Genomic DNA, 25,618 nt, shown 5'->3' with positions numbered 1-25,618 from the left:
TAATAGAAAAGGAACTAACAACAATTAGTTCCTATCTATATATATATAAAATTGTATTTCCCCATCTTCTACAGAAACTCCGTATTCAAAACCATGTCTTTCTAATATACTTTTTACAATCGCTAGCCCTAATCCTGTCCCTGATTTTTCTTTACTACGAGAAGATTCTAATACGTAAAAAGGCTCCCAAATTTTATCTATATCTTTAATTCCCTCAGTATCAATTCCATTTTGAACTTGAAAATACACAACATCATTTTTCTCTTCTAATGTGATTTTAATATTTTGATTCGTTGTATATTTTATCGCATTAGAAATTAAATTTTGAAAGACCATTCTCATTTTATTTATATCAGCATAAACAATCGAATTATCAGTGTTAAAGTCCACCTGCATATGGATTCCTTTCGATTCCAGTTCAATCTTATGCTTATCTACTATGCTTTGAACTAATGATTCAATAGGGAATTCTTCTTTTTGCAAAACATCTCTTTCTAGTTTAGAAAATCGTAATAGTTCTTCAATTAAGTTTGATATTTGATCTGTTTGTTTAATGATTGTATCCACATACGTACCATCATCTAAACCGTCCTTTATGCCCATAGAATATGCTTTCACTAATGCGATTGGTGTTTTTAATTCATGAGTTACGTCACCCATAAATCGTTTTAAGTGGTCATTTCGATCTGTTAAATCTTGATGTGCCTCATGCAATTTATCACTCATGACGTTAATACTATTTGCTAAATCACCTATTTCATCATTCGTTTTCACTTTCGTCCGTTTAAATTTCAGACGTGAAATATCTTCTGCGACATCACTCAATTCTTTCAGTGGTGTAGTGATTGTTTTTGAAAGAATCCAAACGAGTACAATAATAAGTAAGATCAAAAAGCCTAAAATGTATAGATAAAATGAGTTAAGTGTTTTTATCACTTCATTGGAATGTGCGATAGAAACTCCTACTAAAATCAACATATCATCTTTCGCAATGTATTTCGCAAAAAAACTAGATTTTATCTTCTCTTGATCATAAATCTTATTTGATTGCCCAACGTTCTTCACTTTCGTAATTTCTTCTTTTGTAATCCAAAGTTTATTTAGTACAACTCTCTTTCTTGTGAGTTGCAGACGTAATTCATCATTAATATCATCTTCCGAATTATTTATTGATGTGTACGCAATCGTAACATTATCTTCGCTTTCAATACTATGAATAGCGTCATCAAGTTGTTCCCTCGGTATCGACTGTATTTGTGCTGCAATTCCATCTAAACTTTCACGTGTTTTGTATATATTATATTTTGGCAAAAAATAGTTAATCAATAATAAAGAGATCGAAAAAATAAGGATGACTGTTAAAGAAATACTGAAAAACAACTTTTTTCCAAGCTTATTCACACTCTTCCTCCAAACTATATCCTAAACCGCGATGCGTCTTTATTATATTTTCTCCAATTTTTTTACGCAATCTTCTTACATGCGTATCAACTGTTCGCTCTTCTCCAAAATAATCAAATCCCCAGACGATATCTAACAACTTTTTCCGCGTTAAAATCGTTCCTTTATGATTTAAAAAGCATTTTATTAATTGTAATTCTGTCTTTGTAATGTCTAATTCTTTCTCATTTTTATATACTTTATTTTTGGTGAAATCAATTTTTAAATCTTGAATTTGAATCACATCATCATGTTGTACAAGCTTTTTCGCTCGCGTTATTAGCACTCCTGGATGAAATGGTTTTTTTACGTACTCATCTGCCCCACTTTGAAGTGCTGCTAATTCATCTTCACTTTCACTTTTCGCAGTAAGCATTAATACTTTTACACTTGAATTCTTTTTTATTTCCTGACAGACAGTAATACCGCTACTTTTCGGCATCATCCAGTCTAAAATAGCTAAGTCAATTTTCTCATCATAAAATATTTGAAGTGCTTCCTCTCCATCCTTCGCTAATAAAACTTCGAAGCCTTCTTTTTCAAAATACGCTTTTAAAATCTTCAGCATATCTTGTTCATCATCTGCGATCAATACTTTCATTCTCTTTCCTCCGTTACCTTGAAACCAATAGTTACTATATGATCTCCTATCATACAATTTCTTTGTTACATCAATGTGACAGAAAAATATTTACAACAATTGAGGGTATAGTAAGTGTGAGGTGTTGTTTTATGTTCAAAAAAATAGGAGTCATTACTCTTCTCTTCTTTTTATTATCAACAAATGCGTTCGCAAATACAAATAAACAAATTGAAGTATTTGATTGCAAAAAAGAAATGGTAGTTCAAAAACAATATTTAGATGCGGCTATTCAAAAAGAAGCAGTTCAATATGCAAAATCAATTACTGGCCCATTTAAAAACTTAAATGTCGTTCCGAAAGATGGTCATATGATAAAAATCCCGTTATCGAAACCTGTTCCTATTACAAACCAATGGTTACATACAACAATTGATGAAGTACTCATCCTTCTCCCACTTAACGAAAAACCTTACATTATGCTTTACGATGATGAGAATAACCCGCATTTTTATTATGTAAAAGGTGATCCGAAGGTTTTATTAAAACAAATGAATGTTAAACTATAATTAATTAAAGAAAGATCCCACAAGTATCATTCGTGGGATCTTTTTTTATCAATTAACAAGTTGATTTTTTAATATGATTTTCATTTAAAAAATTAATAATCTGCCTTTTGTGATGGTTATCGTGATCTACAAATTCTTTAATAATATATATAAGAGAATACGGTATTCCGGTATGTGGACAATAAGATACTCCATTGGAAGTTAGAGGTTTCTTTAGCTTTCCAGTAGGCAGTAAGCTAAGTTCTTTTACGAGTAACTCTCTTTTAGCTTGTGCTTCTTCAATAAGTTTTATCATAGATATGCCCGATTTTGCATAATGAGATGCTATTTTATTATATGTATCAAAGTCAGGGAACTCCATTCCCTGCTCATCTCTCACTGATGATAATGTCTCGCGTAAAAGGTATTCATCCCAGCTCTTAATATGAGATACGATCTCACCAACAGTCCATTTCCCCTCAGATATTGGTGTCATCCACAATTCTTCTTTCATATCTTTCAATGTATTTATCCAAATTGAATATTCTTTGAAATCATTAATAATTTTATTTTCTCCCATCATCTAATTCCCCATTCTAATTATAGATTTAAATAAATCATACCATAAATCCACACAGAACAGAACGAACGTTCCCTAGAAGGGCAAATAATAATTCACTACATCTTTTTATCTAAGTTTAGATAATGGCTCGTTCCTACATACATTGCTCCTTTCACAAATCCATTCGAAGTATAAAACCGGTCCCCCTGTTCTGTATCTGTACGTAAGACAACAATATTAAAATATATTTTTGCATCACTTATGATTCTCTCTAACAGTATCCTTCCTAATCCTTTCCGCCGATAATCTTTTAAAATATAAAATCTCCTCAATCGACCAATCTGATTATCTTTCGTATACGGATCTTGATTTAATCCCCCGATTCCAATTAACGTATCACCTCGAAAAATGCCATATAAACATTCACCCGTTTTGCTAAATGTATTTATTTTACTTTCATATTCATTTATTAATTTTAATAAGAAGTTAAAACCTTCTTCTTTACTTTCTTTGACAAGGTGATTGATCTCGTACTTTAGTAAATCTTCAATTCGTTTAATTTGTATATTTTCCAGTTTAATCAACTACTTTCTCTATCAAAATATATCTTTTTAAAAAATAAAAATGCCCAAGAACATATCCTCCTGAGCATCTATTTGACTGTGAGCTTATTCAATTTGTTATGTAAGTATTCTTCAATTCTGGTAATATCCCCTTCAACTCCATTAAATCATCTATTACTAAATCCGCATGAGCAAGCTCATCTTCTTGTGCAAAATCAAAATTACATCCAATCGCAATTAAACCATTATCTTTTGCAGCGTTAATATCAGATAAACGATCTCCAACTACCGCTGCCTCTTTTATATCATATTTCATCAAAATGCTTTTTACTAAGTCGCCTTTATTTAGCGATTGTATTTGTTCAATACTGAACGTTTCCGTAACCCATTGGTCTAAATGATAATAAGATACGATTGCTTGTAAATATTCCGTTAAACCGTTACTAGCAATGTAAATAGAACAGTTATTTTCTTTTATAAAACTAAAAACTTCCTTTACATTTGGATATAAAGCCCCTTTTCCGCTCTTTATGTTTTCAATTAATCTCTCTAAAAAATAAGCATCTGTTTGTTTTCTTACTTCATTTGAATGATCAGGTAACAGCGCTTCCCAAACTTTAGGTAAAGGAACACCCATAATTTCACGGTATTTATCAATAGGTGTTTCCGCATCCCATAATTGTAGCGAACGTAAATGATTAAATGTATCATCTAGTGATAATTCTAAAATTTTATCCGTTTGAAATAAGGTTCCATCCATATCAAAAATTAGTGCTTGTAACATTTCAATCTCTCCCATTCTTTACTTTTGAACTACAAAATAGTTTTACTCGATTTATTTTTAAGCATCTCGACAATAATTTCTGAACAATAATCCGCGGCCGTTTTCGCGAAATCATCATATGAAACTTGCGCCTCATCATCTGCACTATCAGAAATACTTCTCATAACGAGAAATGGTATGTTATTTATATGAGCGACATGCCCAATTGCTGCCCCTTCCATTTCAGTACAATGTGGTGCATACTCATTGATAAGTTTAATCTTTAATATTGAATCCTCAACGAAGCATTCTCCGCTGACAATTCTTCCTTCATGTGCAGAAATTTTTAAACTACTACTATTACAAGCTTCTCGTGCTAACTCTCTTAATTCTTTACTTGCAGTAAACGATTCTTGGAATGGAAATAAATTCTTCATTTGATTTTTACTAACATCATGATGCGTAACATTTGTAGAAATAACTAAATCGCCAACTTTCACATCAGGATGCAATCCACCCGCAACACCTGTATTAATGATAGAATCCACATCAAATTTATTAATTAATATTTGTGTACATGCCGCTGCATTTACCTTTCCTACGCCACATCGAGTAATAATAACTTCTGTATCCATAAACTTTCCTTTATAAAAAGGCATTCCGGCAATAGTATGTTCCTCTTTTATATGTAGTTTTTCTAAAAGTAAATCTATTTCGATTTGCATTGCTCCGATAATACCGATTCTGTTCATGTATGTAGTCCCCTTTATTAATTTGTAACCCCTTTAATCCTCTCCGCCATAACCGATAGTAAAAACTTCGGAAGTACAAGTTGCCTCTTTATTCTTGTTGGTTGTGAAATTAATCTATACAACCATTCTGTTCCAGTATCTCTCATTATTTTAGGTGCTCTTTTTACAGTGCCAGATAAAATATCAATCATGCCCCCGATACCAATAGATAGCGGAACGTTTAATGTTTGTAAGTTGTCATAGATAAATTTTTCTTGTTTAGGTGAACCTAAACCAACTAGTAGTAAATGTGGCTTGAATTGTTGAATTTGAGTCTTTACTTCTTCTATTTCTTCACCGTTTACAAATCCATCTCGTCCTTTAAAAGAAGCATGTGGAAACTTCTCTTTTAATTTTTCTAATGCTTTTTCATTACTTTCCGGCGCAGCTCCAAATAGAAAGACACGATATCCTTTTTCATTACAATGTTCTATTAAGTCGTGTGTTAAATCCGCTCCAGTAACACGCTCTTCCAGTGTTCCTTTTAATATTTTCGAGCCAATTATTACGCCAATCCCATCAGCAGTAATTAAATCCGCGGATAATAACATCTTTTTAAACAGCTTTGATTTAGCCGTCTCCTCCTTAGCAGACATAACAATTTCAGGATTTGCAGTAACTACAAATCTTGGTTTCTCTTGCTTTTCATATAACCAGTCTTTTAATAAACTTATAACCCTTGAATACCCCAAAGTAGAAAACGGTATTCCTTTTATATATTGTTGATCCACTTCTCTCTCCCCTTATATAAGCTGCAAATATTCATCAATATCCCTATGAATTTGTATAAAAGCTTTACTCCAAAATTCATAATTTGTTAGATCAATATCAAAATGTTTTTTCATCAGTTCTTCAACTGGGGCCTTTCCTGATTCTCGTAAAAATTCTTTATACCTCAAATGAAATTCATCTTTATTTTCTTTCATTATTTCTAATAAGCTAAAACTTACTAAATAACCAAATGTGTATGGATAATTGTAAAAAGGAACATCTGCTATATAAAACTGAACGTATTTCATCCAAACGAATGGCTGATACTCTGATAATGCATTTCCGTACGCCTTTTCTTGCGCCGCTATAGACAATTTTTCTATTTCATGAGCACTTACAGGACCTTTCTTACATTCTTCATAAAAACTCTTCTCAAACTGAAACGATGCACGAATTGCCATTACATAATTAAAGCTATTTCTAATTTTCCAGCTTAGCAATACTTTTTTCATTTCAGTATTTTCCGCTGTTTTTATTAAGTGATTTACAAGTACCACCTCAAAGAAAATAGACGCTGATTCAGCTGTACTCATTGGCAAGTAATCATCTAAAAATGAAGTGGATTGTTCAAAACTCATAACATAAAAGTGCCAAGCATGTCCTAATTCATGAGCAAGTACTCTTACACTATCAATACTTCCATCATAACGCATTGAAATACGTGATTCTTTTTCGCTGAAAAAAGGTGCACAAAATCCACCTGGCGTTTTATTATCTCTCGGTTCAGCATCTACCCAGCCATTCACAATCGCATTCCGTGCGAACTTTTCCAATTCTTCATCTACATTTTTTAGTGCATCATATATGTTTTGTACTCCTACTGAAAAAGGAAATATTGTCTCATTACTTTCTTTTAATGTCATGAGTTCATGCCATGTAATCGAATTCTTTTCTTTTTTAAAAGCGTTTAAAGTACTTACTAGCTTATCGAGTTTCAATTCCGTTGCATCCCACATTTGTGATAATACAGTTTCAGAAATGCCATTCATTTGAAGGGATTGAGTTAAAACTTCTCTCCTTTCTAATTCATTACTCTTCGTGTTACGTAATCTTCCTATTTGATTCAATACAGTAGCAAAAATCTCTTTTTCCTTACTCAAAGCATTTGTAAGTGAATCAAATACTTTTAATCTTTCATTATGATCATCACTATTCATCGAAAGGTAATTCGCTTGTCCAAAAGATAAAGTCTCTTTATCGTGTATTACTTCTATCTTATTTCGTAATTGTATGTACATATCTTCCCAAGCTTTTAATTCATTTTCTATTAGTTTAATACTTGAGTTATCATCATTAATACCTTGCTTCTTACTAGATTCTATTAATAGTTGAACTTCTTTCTTTAATTGGTTTATTGTTACACTTAGTAAATTATTTTCGGATGGCGTATCATCTTCAGTAGCACGGCAATATAAATAATACTCCGCTTTTTCAATAGCCTGTATAAGTTGTGAAAGGGTTGCTGGATCTTTTGTTGCTTTATATTCTACTTTTAACTGTTCTATAGAAAACATAAGATCTTGTTCATTAGAATATAGCCTGCATAAATCCCATTTAGTTGGAGCTTGTATAAGCACATTCATTTTAATAGCCTCCTATTTTTACAAATAGTTACAACAAGTTCATCCCTCCATAATTATATATGAACCTTCAATATTTAGATATCTCTAAATATTGAAACTTAAACGAATGCATTTTAACATTCCTTATTCTGCTCCCTCCCATTTACAAGTTTACTTTTTCTTAAATATAAATAGCATAAAGACGCCAAAGCTACTACTACCGGAATAAGTATGACTCCGCCAATAAAAGGATAAACCGCTACACAACATGTAAAAGCCATTATAGAAAAAATTTTACCCAGCCTATTCTTTATTAACTTAATTCCGGCCGCAGCACCGGCTATATACGTAACAATCCCTAGTGAGTTCGGTATTAATACGATTTTATCTATACTAATATGAAAAACAAAACTTATTAACAAGCCTATTATCGCAATAAAACCTACAACTTTTACTACATTTGTTGGTGCTGCCCTTTTTTCATTAATACATGCTAAATAACGAGGTGCAATTTCTTCCCTCCCTAGTGAATAGCCTAAACGGCCTATACTTGCGATAAATGCATTTGTCGTCCCTAAGCAAATAATAAAAGCTACAAATCCAATTAGCCATGCAAATTGGTCACCTAGTGTTTGCTTTATTACAAGTACTAGAGCTGTAGTATTATCAGAATTAATATGATATGATTTCGTTCCAATTACTGATAATGCAATCCCAATATATAAAAGTCCAATAATAATAATCGCGAATCCCGTAGACAAAATAATATTTCTTTTTCTAGGCGATTTAAATTCTGGAGCCAAACTTGAAATTGCTTCCCAACCGAAAAAAGACCAAAATATTAACAAAGAAGCCTCTAAAATCGGCTGTATGTTGTCTAATGAAATATGTATATTTATATTTCTCATTTCAATATAAGGTAGCGAACTTATAATTGTTACGAATAAAATCAAGAAAGTTAATACACCAATATATACTTGAAACAATCCACTCATTTTTAATCCGCATAAATTGAAAGCAATAGAAATACTCAATATAATTAGCGCAATAATGTACGTGTAATATGATGGTAAAGCAAATACTTTCACTATATACATTCCACCAGTCATTGATACAACAATTTGCCCAACGCTACCCGCAATAAAAAAACACCAACCTATCATTGCTCCTACATTTTTACCGAAAGCCTTTTCTGAAAAGGTCGCGATTCCACCTGCACTCGGATATTCAATCGATAAAAAAGCGAACGTAAATGCAAGTGGAACACTTAGTAAAATCATAATTAACCAAGAAATAATCGCATTCCCTTCTGCTATACTCGCTGTCATACCAGGTAAAATAAGTATTCCTGATCCTAAAACGGCTCCGACGTATAAAGCCGTTCCCTTTTTAATAGAAATTGTTTCTTTGAAATGATTAGACATTACATGCACCTCCATTTATATTTTAATTATAGAAAGTTATCAGTCTATTCAACATTCAAAAGTGCATGTAATTTAACATTAGATTTTATATTATGGAACTATTTCAGAAGTTTGCTTTCAATTTTGTAAAGGAGTATGAGTAATGGATGAGATCGATAAGAATATAACCCTATTATTACAAGAAGATGCTAGGATGACAATTACAGAAATGACTGAGCATTTACACCTCAGCCGTCCTAGTGTTACGGAAAGACTAAAAAGATTACAAGATGTAGGAATAATTGAAAAGTATACAGCACGAATATCACTAGATGCAGTTGGAAAATCAATTCAAGCATTTTTAAGAATAGAAAATTTAAAAATTCCATGTAAAAAATTTGAAGAGAAAATATATGAAGAACATAGGGTACTCGAGTGTCACCGAGTAACAGGTGAAAGTAGCTATTACTTAAAAGTAGCGGTTTACTCAATGAAAGAATTAGAGGAAATAATTGATATCGTTATACCCTTTGGTACAGTAAAAACTTCGATGATTTTATCGTCACCAATACCCTATCGGCCGGTAATTGTAGAATAAAAATAAAAGAGGGTATCCCTAAGAGCATAAAACAACCTACTCTTTTGGATACCCTCTTTAAATTTACAATTTATAAAAGGATTCAGCTGGATTTCTCTTTTAATCCATTTTATTTTCGGCTGAAATTTTAAAGTACTTCGCAGATAATTTATAAGAGCGATTCTCATTATAAAAGTTACCTAATTCAAAGGATAATTCAGCAACTAAGCGATGTTGCTTTTTTTCCACTCCCACTTCAATTGCTTTTTGCATATTTTTCTCATATTCATAATAATCTCCACGTATTTTGAATATTTTAGCTTTCAAACCAGATAGTTGGACATGTGCAATTGGTACATCATAAATCGATAAAAAATGAAATGCTTCATTCATAACTTTATTAACATTTTTCCAATCTTTAAGTTCTATGTACACCTCTATCATGTTTCGTAATGCATATACCTTTTGATGTTTCTCCGATAAAAGGTTACTCAATTCCAAAGTTTCTTCATAGTATTTAATGGCATTCGTATAGTCTTTCAAACCTTGATAAATTTTTCCATAATCATAAGAAATTATAGGTAAATACGTTGAATCACCATTAGTAGCCACACTATTTTCTACTTTCTGTAAGGTTTCAAGCGCTTTTTCATATAACTCATCTATAATATACAGTACTGCAAGCATTAAAAGTGTATTTATTACGTTTTTCTCCATACCATTTTTTCTGTATATGTTGTAAGCTTTCAGGGCATACAAACGACTAATACTTTTATCTTTATACAGCTCCTTATATACAAGACATAAATTATAGTATATATGAGCATGTTGTTCAGTTTCTTCTACACCAAGTAAACTCTCAGCCTGTACATAAATATCATGTGCAGCAATGTAGTCTTGTTTATAATAAAAATAATAACCTCGAGCTTTTAAATAATATATATAATCTTCAGTATCTTGCATTTCCACCTGACTTGGAATCATTTGCGAAGCTTGATCTACAAGCGACTTCACATATAACAAGTTTTTTTGTCGGGCATGATAGTATATAAGTACACCATATACCTTTAATAATGAAGGGATTGAATCCACTTCACGAACGTATAATTCTAACAAAGATAAATCAGCCTCATTTATACTTTTATCTTTTTTATATTTATTACATATTTCAAGAATAGTAAGCTTTATCTCCTCGTAATTGCCATCTATAAGATAATCGCCATCAATACCTAGCTTGTTAGAAACTTTTTTTATAAAAGAAGATGATGGTTTGATTTTCCCACTTTCTATTCTACTTAAATATGTTATTGAACATATTCCTGATACGATTTCCCCCTGTGTTAATCCTTTATGCATACGAACTTGGCGAATACGTTCCCCTATTTCCATCTCTCTACTCTCCCTGTTTAACCATTTCATGCTTTTTACGAATTAAGTCATTATGTATCCACAGATTTTTCATACTAAATAAAATGGACTTTCTCGCATATGTAAAAAAATGTATCAACTATTTAAATTGTACATTCATACTTTGATTATTTCTATACTGTTTGTTAAATTAAATGGTAAAAAATTAATTTTTCCGGCTATATTTTCCATACAATTTTACTACTTGTTATTAACAAAAACAGAGCTATATACTTGAATTACGATAAACTTAATAAAAAGGATTTAGTCAAATGTAAATTGGATAGTATGGTCGGTTAAACTTGCCGATTACATAGAGGGCATCTATTATAAACCGAAAATAACTTAAATTGGCTTAATAGATTAATTCCAAATATCACATCCTATAAGTTAGTTTATCGAATTATTTATTAAATATGAAAGGGCGATAAATATGATTGTAAAACCTAAAAATGATTCAACACAAAAAATAGTAAGATTTGCTGGAGGATCCGCTACTCTTTTAATACTAGCATCCTTCCTTTATCAGTGGAACAATGGTTTTGTAATTGATGATACTGAAACATTTGGTTTCATACTAGCCTTCACCGTTTTCCTATCTACCTTCTTACCTACTAAAAAGAAAACTACTAACTAATAAAAAATTACATATTTTTTATTCACAAAAAACAATTATATTAGAATTAAAAAAGGATTGATCAAAAGATCAATCCTTTACTCTACTTCATTTAAGAAAAATAATGTTATAACACCAGGTCCTGTATGCGCACCAATTGCTGCACCAATTGTATTTACGATAAATACTTCACAGCCAAATCTTTCTGTAATTAACGCTTTTAGTGCTTCAGCTGTTTCTAGATCATCACCGTGTGTCATACCAATTGTTTGACCTTTAAGGTCTTTTCCACGCTCTTCCATAATATCAACAATTCGGCTTAATACTTTCTTTTTTCCTCTTACCTTTTCAAGTGGTACAAGTTTTCCTTCTTCCACATTTAAAATTGGCTTAATGTTTAATAAACCACCGATGAAACCGGCTACTTTACTTAAACGTCCACCTCTAACAAGGTACTGCAAGTCAGCTACAGTGAAGATGTGCTCCATATGCTCCATTAGAAAAGCGACACGGTTTAAGATTTCTTCTTTTGATGCGCCTTCTTTTGCCATTTTAGCAGCTTCTAATACGACAAGCCCTTGACCAAGCGAAGCACATTTCGTATCGATAATTTCTAAATCCAATTCAGCATATGTTTCTTTCACTTCTTCTTTAATGACAACTGACGATTGATATGTACCAGACAATTCAGATGAAAAAGCTAAATATATACAAGGATTTCCTTCTTTTGCATAGGAAACAAACTTTTCTTGGAATGTTTCAAGTGAAGGCAATGAAGTTCTGTAAGCAGCGCCTTCTCTCATTTTTTGCAATAATGTAACTGACTCTAATGTAACCCCATCTAAATACTCTGTTTCTGCTTCATCATATACACGGAGTGGAATTAAATCTATATCATATGCTTGCAGCAATTCTTCCGGTAAATCCGCCGCACTATCCGTAATGATTTTAACGCCCATTTTTAAACCTCTATTCTGTTATAAATATATAAAAAAATAAAATAAAAATATTACTTTTAAATTATATACGTAAAACAAGAATGAAGAAAGGAAAAGTACTCTATATTGTATGCACTCTTCTTCAAAACTTTAACTATTTATAAAAATGATTTCGTTTTCACTTATTCCCACTAATTATTATGCCATATATGAATTACAATTTGCCTCGTAATATATAATGAGAATATTAGTTTTTGTCTAAAGGAGGAACAATTATGGGGATTCAATTAGCTACATCTAATGATTTAGAATGGATTAATATCCAATACGAATCAATAGGATTTGTACCGAGTGATTTAAAGCGGGATAAAGTTGCGATCATTACATACAACGATGAGTATGCAGGTGTCGGTCGATTAGTCCGAATAGATGAAGATACTATTGAAATGGGAGGGATTTTTATTCTCCCTGAATTTAGAGGTCTACAATTAGCTGGGGAACTTGTTTCATTTTTAGTACAAACTGCAAAAAAATTACAAATACAAAATGTGTATTGTCTTCCTTTTAAGGAACTAGAAAGCTTTTATAAAAAATACGGCTTTACTGAAGTTGATAATACTCAAGAAGTTGTCCATCCAATTATTCTAAAAAAATATAATTGGTGTTTAGAAACTTATGATAAACATGTATTACTATTTAAGTTGTGAGTTTTGTAAAAAAGGAGTTAATGTACTTTGTATTACACCTCACATTATAACAAGTAATTATCTATGCTATTTAATTAGCTTCTTTATTCAAACAACATATACGCCAAATCTGTTAAAAATAAAAACCGACTTAAAAAGCCGGTTTTTTAGTCAATAGATTGTGAAATCTCCTCATCATTTAACTAGTTATATTATTCTCCAATTTTTCAATAGGAGTTATCAACCATTCTATGGCAAACATTTTCATCTTCATTCGTTCCCTTTAAATTTTTTAAGTTGTACAATTCGTACAACTTCGCCTTCATTCACCTAGTATTCACAAAATAAGTATCATACGCCTTATCAAAAACATATCCTAGCTTTTCTGCTAGTTTGGCAGACGTATTATTCGCTGCGTCCCAGTTTGGATATTTTCCATTTTCTAAACAATCCAGTATTAATGCCGCACTAACTACAGTCGCCAATCCCTTTCTTCTATGATTCGGGTCAGTAGCAACTTCGATTTCGATACCATCATCATAAATACTATATGATGATGCACCGCATACGACTTCTCCATTATACAAAATACTATAACCTACACCTCGATTTACATAATCATCTATTGAACTAAATTGACTTGTAAAATCTTCAGAAACTTTGTGTAATGTTGGGTTATTTGCAATATACTTATCTATTTTTCTTAATTCATATCCATTTGGAAGTACCGTTATAAATGATTTTAATTTCGTACGATTTAACAATTCTGGATTTCGTTTGAATTTATACCGTAAAATCTTATCTATTTTTCTTTCATGAAACGCTTCTAAACGCTTTTTCCACTCATCACTATTTACAATTACTAAAATTCTTTCAGGAATGTTACGTAATAACTCTTCCGTTTCTACCGCGGTTGGATCTCCGCCATAAAATGTGAAAATCCCCACTGTAATTTGCGCTACTGTCGGATTTTCGAGATCGTTCACCCAAGCGGTGCCCATATGTCCTTGTAAATAAGAAAGTAGAACAACATTATTAAAATCCTCGAACATAGAAACTAATTTTTTTCTTGTATGTATATTTGATTCATATATCATTTACTTTCCTTCTTTCTTTGAAAATCAATTTTCCGTTTGAACACACGTTAATCATCCAAATTTGAAAAGAATGATTCCTTTTTAACAGAAGTTGTGTACTTCATTAAAAAATCAAATAATTATAAATCATACGCAAATACAAACTCATTATAACATCTACTTACATTGAAATGATGCTATAGCTAGTTAATAACTGCTTTTAATTCATCCTACATTCAATACTTCCGCTTCATTTTTAAAGTGAATACATGATTATTCGCAAATAATGAACAAAATATGTGAAGAATATATAATTTTCTATATAAGTACACATAACAATTTCATCTTTTTATAAAAAAGCGTTATAATAAAGTGAAACTTCTATTAGAGAGGGACTTTATCTCGCTCTAATGATTAGTTGAATCAATTGTAGCCTCTACGATTACGTTATAAAGGAGATTAAAACAATGGCTAAAATTAAAGTATACCAAGCAAAAGAAGAAAATATGGAAGCAGTAAAAAACATTATTGATGTTGAGGAACAAAACCCAACGGCTGAAAACTTACAAAATCTATATGAATGTGTATTAGCTACTGAAGATATGGCATTGCCTGAATCATACATTGAAGAAGATATCTTAATTGATTCTATGGAAGTTATGGTTAACGCTTCTCAAAGCAAGCTAAGAGACTTAGGTACATATGATGTAATCGAAGTTCAAAATAAAGGTAAGAAAACACAAATTTTATTATTAGCAGACGAAGAATACGAAATTATTGAAGGCTAATTGAGATTCGTACATACAAAAAGGCTCCTTTCCAAATTGAAAGGAGCTTTTTTCTTTATGCTTTTGATGTCTCACTGTTTATCTTGTTTTGCTCTTTCTTATATACCATGCGCTCATTTCCCATAAAGAAAATGAATACGAACGCTAAACCTGCTGGGACTAACGCCCACATAAATGTATGAACGATTGAACTAGAAAGAGCTTCAATAATTTTATCTAATATTTGCGGTGGAATTTGAGATCTTGCAGATTCTGATAGAATAGCTCTTGAATCTCCCAAAGCATTTGTATTCATTCCCCCGCTCATACCTTTAAATGCCTCTTCTAATTGATCCTGGAAACCAGTTCTTTGAATCATTCCAAAGATTGTAATACCAAGTGTCATACCTAATGAACGAATGAAGTTACTCGTTGAAGTCGCAGACCCGCGCTGCTCCATACCGAAGTTGTGGATAGCAGCCATACTTAGTACAGAGAATGAGAAACCGACTCCGAAACCGATAATAATCATATACACAGTTAATAGTACACGGCTTGTTTCTGGTGTTAACGTGCTTAATAAGAATAATCCGATTAGCATAATTATAGCAGAAATAATCATGATATTACGGTAGCTAAGTTTCGATGTTAAAAATCCACCTAGCTGCGCTGTTACGACTGAACCTAACATCATTGGTAATAACAATAATCCTGAGTTTGTTGCGGTGCCACCGTATACACCTTGAATAAATAACGGAATATAAACAGTTGCTGACATAAATGCCGCTCCATAAAATAATGCAATAATTGTACTCATTCCAAACAGACGTTGTTTAAACATTTCAAATGAAATGATTGGTTCTTCTACTGTTCGTTCAATAAAAATAAATCCAATTATTAAAATAGCAAATCCAGCAAATAAACTTAAAATAAAGCTAGAATCCCAATCATACTTTTGTCCGCCTAATTCTAGCGCAAACATTAAACAAACTACTGCACCAACTAAAGTAATTGCGCCGAACCAATCAATCTTTTGCTTTCTATGAACCCGTGACTCTTTATAAAATAATGTAATAAAAATAAGTGCTAAAATTCCAAGTGGTAAGTTAATATAGAACACCCAGTGCCAACTAATGTAATCCGTAATATATGCACCAAGTAGTGGCCCAAAGATACTTGATAAACCAAATACTGCTCCGAATAATCCACCCATTTTTCCGCGCTTTTCAGGTGGGAAAATATCAAAAACGATAGTAAATGCGATCGGCACTAGTGCCCCGCCGCCAATACCTTGAATGGCACGATAAATACCTAACTGTGTAATATTTTCAGCAGTTCCACAAAGTGCCGAACCAATCATAAAGACGATTAAACCGAAAATAAAGAATCTCTTTCTGCCATACATATCTGATAGCTTACCGAAAATCGGCATACCTGCCATTTCTGCAACCATATAGGCAGAAACAACCCATACAAAGTTTTCAAGACCTCCTAAGTCACCAACAATCGTTCCCATTGCTGTTACGACAATGGTATTATCCATTGATGCCATTAAGATGCCCAGCAATAAACCGGCAACAACGAAGCCGAGTTTATTATTCTTCTCAACCATATCTCTTGCTCTCCCTCATACTACTTATATTTGTTTATGTTCTTTTACAACTGATTTCCCTTTCTGGTTAAAACTAGTATGATATTCTACAACACTAATTTCACAGCCAGGACCAATTATAACATGATTTCCTCTTACTACGTCTGCTATTGTATGTTCTAAATAAATATCATCTCCTTCAATAATTGATGTTTGAAGGTTTCCGGCATGACTTGTAAAAGGAATAAATCTCGCTTTTTTACGTACTGTAATTTTTTTCCCACCGATTTCTCTCACTTTACTTCCTTCATAACGTAGTGAGATTTCAATATTTTCAGCATTAAGCAAACCATCACTTTCAAGACCACCAGTTAGTAATAATTTTTCTACCTCTATATCTCCCTTCACATTTAAAGCGCCTTTCACATCTACGAAATCACCTGAAAACTTCCCTTTAACTTCAATCATACCTCTAACTATTGTTTTTTGAATATGACCATCACCATGTATTTGTGTATTACCATATATTTTTACATATTCCGCTTCTACATTGCCTTGCACTTCACTATCTCCATACACGACATAATGTTTAGCTTTCATATTTCCACGTACATCACTCGTCCCGTATGTCTTAAACTCATTACAACTCATATTGTTAGAGATTGTTCCTTCGCCACGTATCTTTACTTTGTTATATTCTCCCCCCGCTGAATTGCCAGAACCATTTACTGTAAGGCTATGTTGATGTTCCATACTGATTTCTCCCTTCCTTTAAACCTGCTTAATTTCTTTTACATTTGCGCTTTGATCAACATTAAGAACCCCGGTATATTCAATCAGTTCAATCTCACAGTTCGGTCCTACTGTAACATTGTTTCCTCTTACCGTTTTTATGTGAGCATAATCAATATCGATATTGTCACCTTCTAGCAGTTCAGCTTCTAACTGTAAGCCAAATACTGTTTTAAATAGTCGACTAAAAGCACTCAATCTATGTTTTACTTTAATGGTTTGACCACCAATTTCTTTCGCTCTACATGTGCCGTGAATATTTATATTAATTTCATCTGCGCTTAATAATCCACCAACTGTAAATTGTCCCTCTGAAGAAAAAGTATCTACTTCACAATTACCATCAATCGTCGCTTGGCCATTGATTTTAAATTCTTCACCGGTTACATTTCCACCTATTGTTCCTTTTCCTGCAATTTTCAAAGTGTTCGCCTTTACATCTTGTGTAATTGTCGCTTTCCCATCGATTCGCATCATATCTGCACTAACTGTACCCTCAACTTTACCTGATCCACTAATTCTTGCATTACTACTTTTCAAATCACCAGTAACAGTACCGTAACCATTACATTCGAATTGGTCACATTCAACGTTTCCATTAACAGTTCCTTTTCCATTTAGTTGTACTTTATGAAACTCGCCGCCATTCGATGAACCGTAACCGTTTATAATTAAATTTTCTGTACGCATTATTTCTCCTCCACTACAACAGTTTTGTTTTTAATGCTTCTGTATAATTCATAATTGCAACACGTAAAACAATCTTTGTTCCTTTTTCAAAAATTAAGTCTTCCACGTTTGATACTAAGAAGCATGTAGAAATCCCTAACTTCCGAATGATAACTAGATCACAATTTTTATGCTTAATCGTTTCATAATTTTCACGTAAAACTTGTAAGACCATTTTCCCTTCTTCTAAGCTAATATCTCCTGATTGAAGAAGTTCTTCTAACATATATACATAAAGAATATCTACAAATTGAAAATCTGCTACTTTATTCGTTTTCTCAATGAAAAATTGTAAAACTGGCTCTGAAGCAATGCCCTTACGTACGACATCATCCTTCGTTAAAAGAACCTCTGTTACGCTCGGTGAGAACATATTTGCCAATTCATCAAGTGATAATTCCTCTTTCATCGTTTGGATTTTATCAATACGTTCTAATATCTTTTCTTTTGGAAAAAATGTTTCCTGACCTGTGAACGTTGATTTCCTTACAAACCAATCTTCCGGTATTAAATTTTTTCTCTTCCACCTATATAACTGTCCGTATGAAATACCAGTTAGTTCTAATAAATCTTTTTTTGAAATTAAATCTGTACTCAACTGTATGTCACTCCTTCCTAATAACAATGTAACATAACACTGTTACGCCGTAAATAGACTTTTATCACAGGTAGCGTAACAATGTGTAAAACAAACCTGTCTTACATACAAAAAAGGCTCTTACACATCTCATAAAAAATGCGTAAGAACCTTTATAAATCAAGGTTTAAACCATATTTCATAAAAATCAATCCAACCTTGTGAATTAATTATTATATTTTGTATTTTTTCATGTGAACTTACTTGCTGTTTGTTACGATATAAAGGAATGATATGCATTTGACGTAACAATGTGTCCTCAATATCACGTAACAGTGTCACCCGTTTATCTAATTGATTCTCTATAAAATAAGGCTGCAATACTTCGTTAAAGTTTATATTGCTATGCTGATGAATAAAGCTATTTTTTGTAAGAAACATATATAGTAAACTCTCTTCAATACGCTCGCTAATTGTCGCGCTATCATGCATAATATCAGCCTTTTGTATCGTACTTATTTGCAACAACTCTTCTGTTTCAAGAAACTCAATATCAATTTTAATTCCGTATTTCGTACATTCTTTTTGTATCCAATTTGAGTCTTCAACATGATCTTGTCCTGTAAATGTATATAGACGTAGCGTTTCATTACGGTATGAACTATCTTTAATAAGTGTATGTATATCCTCATTTGTATGTATTGTACCGCTCTTTGTTAGTACTAATTCTTCTGCTATTTCGCCGCGCGCTCCTTGTAATTCTTCAATAATCTCCTTGCCATGGATAATATTATATAAAGCTTTCCGGAACTGCGTATCTTGTATAGGTCCCTCTTTTGCAGTATTTAACGTAACATATGTTACATTCGACTCAAGTCTAGATAGTTCTTTATAATGCTTTTCTATATTTTTATAACGTGCTTTCGCTAATATATCGTACGTATTCACTCTGCTCTCTACATTCCATAATTCAATTCGATCGAGAAATGGTCGCTCGCGAAAATAAAAATCATTTGCTTCTAATACGAATACATCCTCATTATTTTCACATAACCGAAACGGTCCAGTACCGAGTAACTTCCCATCTTCATCTTCACTTACAATAGAACATTGTTCTGCACTTAAAGCATGTAAAAACAACTTGTTATCAGTAGATAAACGAACCTGCACAATGGAGTCATCTAGAATATGTAAACTTTCAACGTGCTGTAACATCCAAGCATGCGGGTTATTTTTCGCTTTCATAAATCGCTTAAATGTATGTTCAACATCATGAGCGGTTAGTTCTTTTCTATTATGAAATTGAACGCCTTTTCGTAAGTAAAAGGTCCAAATATGTTTCTGATCATCATATTCCCAATAAAACGCAAGTCTTGGTTCTACACTGTTTGTATTTCCGTCTACATACACTAACGTGTCGTATATATGTTTTACCATATGACATTCCGAACGCATCGTGGCGTATACAGGATCTAATGCTATGTCTAGATTCATTTGAACTTGCAAACGTAGTACATCTCTTCTCCCCTGTGATGTCCTTTCAACTTGATAACCAAATATCGAATCAATCCAAGTTTGAAATTGCGTTAGAAGTGATGGGAAATACGAGCTATATCGCTCAATAAATGCGATCCCACTTTTTACGTCTCCTTGTTTCGTTATTTCTTTTCCTCTTTCCAAAATTAAAGAAAGTGGATGCTTTTGAAAGGATAACTTCGAACGATTCCCTCTTCCGCGGCCCGGAAACCATAATATCCAATTTAATTCTTCTAATTTTTTTATAATTAGTTTACTATTTCTCTCTGTACAAAATAATGTTTCAGATATATTTTGTATTGTCATTTCTAATTTCTCGCCCTCTGATCTCCCTTTTCCATACTGGAGCCATAGGTTCATATATTGCTCCAAAATAGTCATAAAACGCCCCCTAAAAGATGAAAAATCTTCCTCTTTCATTCTACCCTTTTTCATTTCTATCTTCCATCTTATCATTTCAATATAGAAAGGAGGAAATAGAAATGCATCAACTTATAAAACGTTATAATAAGCCCATTCTCATTCGATTGTTAGGTGAATTATTAATTCGGACGACTGAATCAATGTTAGCTATCATTTTTATTGTCCATGTTAATAAAGCTTTAAATGGTAATGTCATAGTTACGATGCTTCTTTTCGGATTACAGCCACTCGCTGACATTGTGTTTACATTAATCGCTGGAGGTGTAACAGATAAATTCGGACGAAAGAAAATCATGTTACTTGGATTACTTTTACAAGCTTTCGCCGTAAACGGATTCGTTTTTGCTGAATCAGTCGCCTTTTTCGCCTTATTGTACGTCTTAAATGGTATTGGCCGCTCTTTGTATATTCCGGCACAGCGCGCTCAAATCGCTGACTTAACAAAGGAAAAACAACAGGCAGAAATATTTGCTGTTTTGCAAACGATGGGAGCAATCGGCTCTGTCATTGGCCCATTAATCGGCGCTTTTTTCTATAATAGTCATCCTGAGTACTTATTTATTGCACAAGGAGTGACTCTTACTCTGTATGCCGTGCTCGTATGGACACAGCTTCCTGAAACAGCTCCCCTCATAAAAAGCGTTAATAAAACTAAAGACGTATATTCACCAAAACATTTTATTTCGAAACATTACGCTGTGTTTGGACTTATGGTTTCTACGCTACCTATTAGTTTTTTCTACGCTCAAACAGAATCAAATTATCGTATATTCGCCGAAAGTGTATTTCCAAATTTTCTATTCGTACTCGTATTTATCTCAACCTGTAAAGCTGTCATGGAAGTGCTTCTCCAAATTTTCCTTGTGAAATGGTCTAAAAAATTTTCTATGCCTAAAATCATTGTTATTTCTTATACTTGCTTTACTATCGCTGCGATTGGCTACGGTTATTCCACAACAATATGGTCATTATTCTTTACATTACTCTTTTTAGTAATTGGAGAAAGTATCGCTTTAAATCATTTACTACGATTCGTTGCACAAATGGCTCCAAGTCATAGACGTGGATTGTACTTTTCTATATACGGTATACATTGGGATATTTCAAGAACTTGTGGCCCTCTAATAGGAGCATTGTTATTAAGTAACTTAAACGGCAGTACACTATTTTATATTTGCGCCTTCCTATTAATAATCGGTGGCATCATTCAAGCATTTTTTGTTCAATCGTTAGAAAGGAACAAAGTAAAAGAGCTGTCCCTATAGGAACAGCTCTTTCATTTAACCTGCCATTTTATTAATACTATCTTCCGGTGAAAATACAGAAATATGATCTACTTTACCAGTCGATTTCGGAATAACAAATTTCAACTCGAACTGATTATTTACTTTATAGACGTATATTTTGTCATTACCGTTTACTTTAACAGATGCTGGTTTTCCTAAAGCCTTTTCAATTTCTTGTAACGTAATCGATTTGAGCTCTGAATGATAAGAGCGAACGTCAAAGACTTGTGATCCTTTATTAAATCCAAACGCAACATTTTTATTTGTAAAAGTCGCATACATCCCGTTCCCTGCCGATTCAGTCTTATCTGCTTTCCCCCATGCCTTCTCTATTTCTTCTATATCACCTGTATGCGCTGCATATGGAACATTAGGAACTTTACCTTCTTTCGCTTGTTCAAATAAATCATTAATATGATTTATTAATTTGTGATTAAGTGCTGTATTTTTCGAATTAGAATCTGTTGACGGTTTTGCTGAATCTTGGCCTTTTGGTTTTTCCACAGGTTCTTTCTCTTTTTTCGAAGCGGTGTCCTCATTCTTTTTACTCGTTTCCGGCGTATCGTTCTTTTCTTCCGTACTATTTTCCGATGTTGGATTTGTTTGTTTCTTTTCCTCTGTACTCTTACAAGCCGTTAATGCCATTACACACGTTAAAATCAGGAAAAATATAAGTACTTTCATATATACTTTCATCATTTTCAGCCTCCCACTTCAACATATTCACTTTTGTAACCATTCCATTACACTCTCATTCAAATTATTTTTGCTCCAAAAAGTAAGTGCTTCGCTTTCCCCGAGAGTATGCACAATATACTCCATATACGATGTTCCTAAAAAATAACCGAGGCGATTGTATCCAAAATGGTTCCCTCCTGATAGACGGAACCATTCTTTCTCTTTTTCATCTGTCCATCCTTTAACATAATCTTGTAAAAAACGTTTCTTAATGTGCTCTTCATTTTCTTTATAACATTGTAGCGATGGATCACCATCACTACTATATGAATAGTAAACGGACTCACGTAAATCTTTAACTATTTGTTGTGATAAATAGGTCGCGACCCCTTCACGATATAAACTTACCGCCGGATCAGTCCATTCAGCCTGTGTCCAATCCATCCCATTCTCTTGTAACACCACATTATGATATATATGTCCGATCTCATGAGCAACGATAACACGGAGATGCTCCCTTTCAGAAGATAATTTCTCTGCCGCAAAAAATATATCTCCAATAATTTCCCTTTCCACAAATGCATTGGAACCAAATCCACCAACAAATAAATGAAATGTTACATTTACTTCAAAGCCAAATTGAGCACGATAGCGCTCAATTACTTCTTGAATAATAGATGGTAAAGTTTCCGAAATGATAAGAATGTCTTCTAGTTTTACTGGATACTTGTCAATCGCATTAGAAAGACGTTCTTCCGTTTTCGGACAGTGAAACTTAAAATACTCTTCGAATGCTTCTGGGTGTTTATCATAATAATTGTTTAAGTCGTCCAATCCTATATGATTGTTGTCAAAAAGCTGAAAAAAACTTGGAATTGTATTATTAATCATCTTATTCATCTCCTTGTATGCATACACCTTCTCTCCTTACTTGTTACAATCCTCCTTCTATAGCTTTAATGAGTAGCCAAAAAGGATTCTATAAATGCAAAAAACCAACAGGAAGTGTATAATCATTCCCTGCTGGTTTTATATTGTAAATATGTATTTTTACACTTCGATAGATTTACCGTCTTCAACAATATGGTAAAGTAAGTGCGCTAAATGATGAATTGGACCATACTCTTCCTCTTCTTCATTTGTTTCACCTTGGAATTCAAGATCATTTAAGTATAATGCTAAAAATTGATAGAACAATTTCAAATCAAATCCGTAGCAAGCACTTGGTTCTTCATGATCTCCTTCATATTGTAACATTAAGTATTGGTCGTTTCCTTCTGCATCTTCTGCATCAAAGAATACGAAGAAACCAACGTTTGTATCTAAATCAAATAGATGACGAGTACCTTTTTCTGTTGCTTTATCGAAGTCCTCTTCACTTAATTTATGTACTGTTGTTGCCTTTGCATTATCCTCTTGATGAAAATTTACTGTAAATGTTTTCAATGCTGACACCTCCTGATTGTATAACAGTAGCATAACATATAAAAAGGACTGCTTACAAATGTAAACAGCCCCCTGAATTCATTTTCGCATTGCACGGAATATAAAGCTTACGATAAAAATTAAAATAATCGCACCTATTAAGGCCGGAACAATCGCATACCCGCCTATAACAGGTCCAAATTTACCAAGTAATAACGTACCAAGCCAAGAACCAACAATACCCGCAATAATATTTCCAATAACACCGCCCGGTACATCTTTTCCTGTAATTAAACTTGCAAACCATCCTAAAATACCACCGACAATTAAAGACCAAATCATATAATTACCTCCTTTATTTTTGACCAATAAAATTATAATCAGAAACAATTGCTTACCATTAGTTATGTTACATTTTTCGTAAGTTATTCGTGAGTTAAAAATCATACATGTATGCTCAACTTACTAAGGACAATCTGACTTCAATATTGTTCTAATAAATTCGTCTTTAAATGCTTGATAATTAAAATCAACCGCAACGCTTTGACCTCTTGTTACATCATTTATCGTACTAATCCAAACTGATGATTTTTTATACTCAAAAATATCACCATTTATAAATGAAATGAACGGAAGTAAATCGTGAATCGGACTCCCTCTAATGCCTGGATATTCTTTTTTGTAAAAGTTCTCGTAATAAAAATCAATCACTGGTTTAATAAGTTTCGCCTGCCCTATACCTTCTTTATTAATAATATCAATCATTTCAGGGGTAATAAGAGCTCGTTGCGTTACATTTAAAGGGTATATAGTAGCATTCTTTGTATATTTCATAACGATATTCGCTGCAATGGGATCTCCATAAAAATTAGCTTCCGATACTGCTGTAACATTACCCGGAAATAGAAAAGCACCGCCCATTATAGAATAAGAACATACTCGATTCATTAAATTGGGGTACAATAAAAATAATGTTGCAAGTGTTGTTAATCGTCCCGTCGCCACAATAATAATATCTTATGGACAAGGCTCAATTAATTTAATCAATTCACAAAAAATTTCTCTGTCACAAATTCTCATTTTCAGTGGAATAATTGGACCTAAACCGTGATCACCATGAATTTCAGGGAAAAATTAAGGTTCTTCTGCTGTCACATCGGTCTACTAGCACCTTCAATTATCTTCACTTCTGTAGCATAAACATTTTCCATAACAATTTCCCGTGACACATTACCATACTCTGCAACGATACCTATAATGTCTAATTTGCATGTTTTATTCGCATAAATTAACGCTACCGCATCATCAATACCAAAATCTCCGAAAAAAATTATTTTTTTTATTAAATTTCCTCCCCCCTCTCCAGCATAATCTACTATCATTATTATGCGAAAAAGACAAGGGGGTGAAACGGAGATAATTAAAAAAGCCGCCTATTTATGAAGTGCACCCCGATTGTTAGACACAGTCTAACAATTGGAGGTGCACTTTTTTATGGCTAAATTTTCTTCAAAAGAAAAAATACGAGCGA

Annotated in this window: 27 protein-coding genes and 1 pseudogene; 6 read left to right on the top strand and 22 right to left on the bottom strand. The window is 32.8% G+C overall.

The window, feature by feature from the left end:
* Positions 1-24 precede the first annotated feature (24 nt).
* Together MR109_RS14230 and MR109_RS14225 are read right to left on the bottom strand one after the other, a co-directional pair.
* Complete coding sequence (locus MR109_RS14230) at positions 25-1,401, bottom strand: sensor histidine kinase (RefSeq protein WP_242272561.1); 1,377 nt, start codon at positions 1,399-1,401, stop codon at positions 25-27.
* Entirely contained in the window at positions 1,394-2,041 is a 648-nt protein-coding gene (locus tag MR109_RS14225; protein WP_242272559.1) for a response regulator transcription factor, read from the bottom strand. Before MR109_RS14225 ends, MR109_RS14230 begins: the two co-directional genes overlap by 8 nt.
* 131 nt (positions 2,042-2,172) lie before the next feature.
* On the opposite strand from MR109_RS14225, the gene MR109_RS14220 reads away from it, so the two are divergent.
* Positions 2,173-2,589, top strand: coding sequence for a hypothetical protein (locus MR109_RS14220; RefSeq protein WP_242272556.1), 417 nt, complete (start codon positions 2,173-2,175; stop codon positions 2,587-2,589).
* Positions 2,590-2,641: 52 nt separating this feature from the next.
* Here the strand turns inward: MR109_RS14220 and MR109_RS14215 are convergent, their stop codons facing one another.
* The 7 genes from MR109_RS14215 to MR109_RS14185 all read right to left on the bottom strand — a co-directional run bounded on the left by MR109_RS14215 (position 2,642) and on the right by MR109_RS14185 (position 9,004).
* Positions 2,642-3,148 carry a DinB family protein gene (locus MR109_RS14215; RefSeq protein ID WP_071719299.1) on the bottom strand — a complete coding sequence of 169 codons (507 nt, stop codon included), beginning with the start codon at positions 3,146-3,148 and terminating at the stop codon, positions 2,642-2,644.
* 98 nt (positions 3,149-3,246) lie between these two features.
* Entirely contained in the window at positions 3,247-3,705 is a 459-nt protein-coding gene (locus MR109_RS14210) for a GNAT family N-acetyltransferase (RefSeq protein WP_242272864.1), read from the bottom strand.
* Between the two features lie 97 nt (positions 3,706-3,802).
* Positions 3,803-4,477: an HAD family hydrolase gene (locus MR109_RS14205; RefSeq protein WP_242272553.1), complete on the bottom strand. Its 675-nt coding sequence runs from the start codon at positions 4,475-4,477 to the stop codon at positions 3,803-3,805.
* Between the two features lie 29 nt (positions 4,478-4,506).
* A complete protein-coding gene (locus MR109_RS14200; protein ID WP_242272550.1) occupies positions 4,507-5,208 on the bottom strand; it encodes a 5'-methylthioadenosine/adenosylhomocysteine nucleosidase in 702 nt (233 codons plus the stop codon).
* 17 nt (positions 5,209-5,225) lie between these two features.
* On the bottom strand, positions 5,226-5,978 hold the full coding sequence (locus MR109_RS14195) for a WecB/TagA/CpsF family glycosyltransferase (RefSeq protein ID WP_242272547.1): 753 nt from the start codon (positions 5,976-5,978) through the stop codon (positions 5,226-5,228).
* Between the two features lie 12 nt (positions 5,979-5,990).
* Positions 5,991-7,601, bottom strand: a complete 1,611-nt coding sequence (locus MR109_RS14190) for a M3 family metallopeptidase (RefSeq protein ID WP_242272544.1) — start codon at positions 7,599-7,601, stop codon at positions 5,991-5,993.
* 113 nt (positions 7,602-7,714) lie between these two features.
* Entirely contained in the window at positions 7,715-9,004 is a 1,290-nt protein-coding gene (locus tag MR109_RS14185) for an APC family permease (RefSeq protein ID WP_242272541.1), read from the bottom strand.
* A gap of 142 nt (positions 9,005-9,146) precedes the next feature.
* Here MR109_RS14185 and MR109_RS14180 point away from each other — a divergent pair, with 142 nt between their 5' ends.
* On the top strand, positions 9,147-9,581 hold the full coding sequence (locus MR109_RS14180) for an Lrp/AsnC family transcriptional regulator (protein ID WP_242272539.1): 435 nt from the start codon (positions 9,147-9,149) through the stop codon (positions 9,579-9,581).
* A 99-nt stretch (positions 9,582-9,680) separates the two neighbouring features.
* On the opposite strand, the gene MR109_RS14175 is transcribed toward MR109_RS14180, so the two are convergent.
* Positions 9,681-10,949, bottom strand: a complete 1,269-nt coding sequence (locus MR109_RS14175) for a helix-turn-helix domain-containing protein (RefSeq protein WP_071719292.1) — start codon at positions 10,947-10,949, stop codon at positions 9,681-9,683.
* A gap of 451 nt (positions 10,950-11,400) precedes the next feature.
* Here MR109_RS14175 and MR109_RS14170 point away from each other — a divergent pair, with 451 nt between their 5' ends.
* Positions 11,401-11,604, top strand: coding sequence for a hypothetical protein (locus MR109_RS14170; protein WP_242272536.1), 204 nt, complete (start codon positions 11,401-11,403; stop codon positions 11,602-11,604).
* A 77-nt stretch (positions 11,605-11,681) separates the two neighbouring features.
* Here MR109_RS14170 and MR109_RS14165 read toward each other — a convergent pair whose 3' ends face one another.
* On the bottom strand, positions 11,682-12,542 hold the full coding sequence (locus MR109_RS14165; RefSeq protein WP_071719290.1) for a DegV family protein: 861 nt from the start codon (positions 12,540-12,542) through the stop codon (positions 11,682-11,684).
* 254 nt (positions 12,543-12,796) lie between these two features.
* On the opposite strand from MR109_RS14165, the gene MR109_RS14160 reads away from it, so the two are divergent.
* Positions 12,797-13,228, top strand: a complete 432-nt coding sequence (locus MR109_RS14160) for a GNAT family N-acetyltransferase (RefSeq protein ID WP_002172351.1) — start codon at positions 12,797-12,799, stop codon at positions 13,226-13,228.
* Between the two features lie 305 nt (positions 13,229-13,533).
* Here MR109_RS14160 and MR109_RS14155 read toward each other — a convergent pair whose 3' ends face one another.
* The gene (locus MR109_RS14155; protein WP_098304184.1) at positions 13,534-14,304 is read right to left on the bottom strand and encodes a GNAT family N-acetyltransferase; all 771 of its coding nucleotides are present in this window, start codon (positions 14,302-14,304) and stop codon (positions 13,534-13,536) included.
* Between the two features lie 446 nt (positions 14,305-14,750).
* Here MR109_RS14155 and MR109_RS14150 point away from each other — a divergent pair, with 446 nt between their 5' ends.
* Entirely contained in the window at positions 14,751-15,071 is a 321-nt protein-coding gene (locus tag MR109_RS14150) for a hypothetical protein (RefSeq protein WP_001062736.1), read from the top strand.
* Positions 15,072-15,126: 55 nt separating this feature from the next.
* On the opposite strand, the gene MR109_RS14145 is transcribed toward MR109_RS14150, so the two are convergent.
* The 5 genes from MR109_RS14145 to MR109_RS14125 form a co-directional block, all read right to left on the bottom strand.
* Positions 15,127-16,662 carry an MDR family MFS transporter gene (locus tag MR109_RS14145; RefSeq protein ID WP_242272533.1) on the bottom strand — a complete coding sequence of 512 codons (1,536 nt, stop codon included), beginning with the start codon at positions 16,660-16,662 and terminating at the stop codon, positions 15,127-15,129.
* A gap of 24 nt (positions 16,663-16,686) precedes the next feature.
* On the bottom strand, positions 16,687-17,394 hold the full coding sequence (locus tag MR109_RS14140) for a cytoplasmic protein (RefSeq protein WP_242272530.1): 708 nt from the start codon (positions 17,392-17,394) through the stop codon (positions 16,687-16,689).
* Between the two features lie 18 nt (positions 17,395-17,412).
* Positions 17,413-18,123: a bactofilin family protein gene (locus tag MR109_RS14135; protein WP_002172355.1), complete on the bottom strand. Its 711-nt coding sequence runs from the start codon at positions 18,121-18,123 to the stop codon at positions 17,413-17,415.
* A 13-nt stretch (positions 18,124-18,136) separates the two neighbouring features.
* Positions 18,137-18,760: a YhbD family protein gene (locus tag MR109_RS14130; protein WP_071719285.1), complete on the bottom strand. Its 624-nt coding sequence runs from the start codon at positions 18,758-18,760 to the stop codon at positions 18,137-18,139.
* 159 nt (positions 18,761-18,919) lie between these two features.
* Positions 18,920-20,695, bottom strand: a complete 1,776-nt coding sequence (locus MR109_RS14125; protein ID WP_242272862.1) for an ABC transporter substrate-binding protein — start codon at positions 20,693-20,695, stop codon at positions 18,920-18,922.
* 62 nt (positions 20,696-20,757) lie between these two features.
* On the opposite strand from MR109_RS14125, the gene MR109_RS14120 reads away from it, so the two are divergent.
* Entirely contained in the window at positions 20,758-21,963 is a 1,206-nt protein-coding gene (locus MR109_RS14120) for an MDR family MFS transporter (RefSeq protein ID WP_242272527.1), read from the top strand.
* A gap of 15 nt (positions 21,964-21,978) precedes the next feature.
* On the opposite strand, the gene MR109_RS14115 is transcribed toward MR109_RS14120, so the two are convergent.
* The 5 genes and pseudogenes from MR109_RS14115 to MR109_RS14095 all read right to left on the bottom strand — a co-directional run bounded on the left by MR109_RS14115 (position 21,979) and on the right by MR109_RS14095 (position 25,469).
* Positions 21,979-22,683 (bottom strand): YjgB family protein, encoded by a 705-nt coding sequence (locus tag MR109_RS14115; RefSeq protein WP_242272525.1) that lies wholly within the window; start codon positions 22,681-22,683, stop codon positions 21,979-21,981.
* Positions 22,684-22,707: 24 nt separating this feature from the next.
* Positions 22,708-23,553, bottom strand: a complete 846-nt coding sequence (locus tag MR109_RS14110; protein WP_242272523.1) for a DUF5700 domain-containing putative Zn-dependent protease — start codon at positions 23,551-23,553, stop codon at positions 22,708-22,710.
* 159 nt (positions 23,554-23,712) lie between these two features.
* Positions 23,713-24,108 (bottom strand): hypothetical protein, encoded by a 396-nt coding sequence (locus tag MR109_RS14105; protein ID WP_002172361.1) that lies wholly within the window; start codon positions 24,106-24,108, stop codon positions 23,713-23,715.
* Positions 24,109-24,186: 78 nt separating this feature from the next.
* Positions 24,187-24,429, bottom strand: coding sequence for a GlsB/YeaQ/YmgE family stress response membrane protein (locus MR109_RS14100; protein WP_002172362.1), 243 nt, complete (start codon positions 24,427-24,429; stop codon positions 24,187-24,189).
* A gap of 123 nt (positions 24,430-24,552) precedes the next feature.
* Positions 24,553-25,469 (bottom strand): annotated as a pseudogene (locus MR109_RS14095) (nucleoside hydrolase).
* Between the last annotated feature and the right edge of the window lie 149 nt (positions 25,470-25,618).

The organism is Bacillus cereus group sp. BfR-BA-01310, from assembly GCF_022664325.1.
Taxonomy (GTDB): Bacteria; Bacillota; Bacilli; order Bacillales; family Bacillaceae_G; genus Bacillus_A; species Bacillus_A paramycoides.
The sequence above is the reverse complement of the archived record's forward strand: the minus strand, read 5'-3'. Positions and strand labels throughout refer to the sequence as shown.